The sequence below is a fragment of the Streptomyces sp. NPDC051133 genome (assembly GCF_040682635.1).
In the GTDB taxonomy this organism is placed as follows: domain Bacteria; phylum Actinomycetota; class Actinomycetes; order Streptomycetales; family Streptomycetaceae; genus Streptomyces.
Map to the genome: position 1 here is coordinate 1 of NZ_JBFBBK010000255.1, position 1,107 is coordinate 1,107.

Annotated in this window: 1 protein-coding gene; it reads right to left on the bottom strand. The window is 63.9% G+C overall.

Annotated features, from left to right (window positions below):
* Positions 1-122: 122 nt before the first annotated feature.
* Positions 123-875: a class II glutamine amidotransferase gene (locus tag AB0N17_RS46855; protein WP_366017750.1), complete on the bottom strand. Its 753-nt coding sequence runs from the start codon at positions 873-875 to the stop codon at positions 123-125.
* Positions 876-1,107 lie beyond the last annotated feature (232 nt).

The following is a 1,107-nucleotide window of genomic DNA, read 5'->3' on the forward strand; positions in this document are numbered from 1 at the left end:
TCACGCCAACTCTCCCAAGGGGCCGTGCAGACAGAGCGTCGAGGGCTGCCGGACGGTGTCGCGTGGTGGTGGTCGCTGGCGTGTTCCTACGAGACGACGGCGGTGCGGTCGGGCGGGGCAGGTCAAGCGCTGTGCATGGCCAGGTCGAGGGAGCCTGGGGTGATCTGCAGTACGTGGTATTCGGGCAGAGTGTTCCACTCCGGGGTGGGGTGTGGCCAGCCGGTGGAGGCGACAACCACAGCGTCCGAGTCCTGTCGGTAGTGGATGCCGAAGTAGCCTGGTCCGCGGCGGCCTATGACCTCAGAGTGCGGGTCGTGCTCGGTGTAAGCGAACAGAGCGTCCGGCGTCAGCAGCAGGCAGTTCAGACTGACAAAGGCTTCCGCCCTTGTACGGATGTCTGCGGCGGTCTGCAGGATGGCCTTCGCCGGATCAAGACCCTCATTCAAGCGGCGGCGTATGGCGAGGTAGAAGCGTTCACTGTCAGTGTCTCCTTCGGCTGTCGCGAGCATTTCAGTCCCGATCACCCCGTCAAGCGCGGTGGAGGGTGTGAAGTCGCCGTTGTGGGCGAACGCCACCGTAGTGTCCCCGAAGGGGTGGGTGTTCGTGGGTGTTACGGGAAAGTTCTGGCTGGCCATACGCAGGTGCAGCAGGGCGATGTCAGTGGTGCAGGTATGGAGCAGCTCCTGAAGTTGAGCGCTGCCGTCGCCGCGCGCGGGGTCCTTTACAGTCCTGATGGCATTGTCATGGGAGCGCAGCCCCATTCCCCATCCGTCCTTGTGTTCATCGGCCAGTGCGAGGAACGGGTGAAGGTCGTGGGTTAGGAGGTCATTGACCAGGCGCGGGTTTCTGCCGACAACGCCCAGAAGTCGACACATGACTCTTTTCTCTCTTTGTCAGGGCAGCGCCCAGTAAGGGCGCCGGAACGGCTTACGGCTTGCCGGCTACCGCCCGGTGTTTGTCGGGAGGGGTGCTACCCCTTCGGGTTCGTCGCCCTTTGGGGCCGGGTCTGGGAGCCGTCGAAAGTGATCTTTGTGCCGGGCTAGGGGCGTGTAATCAGGGTTGTGCGCTTGAGGGGGGAGAAGTCATACCGGCCCAGGCGGAGAGCCC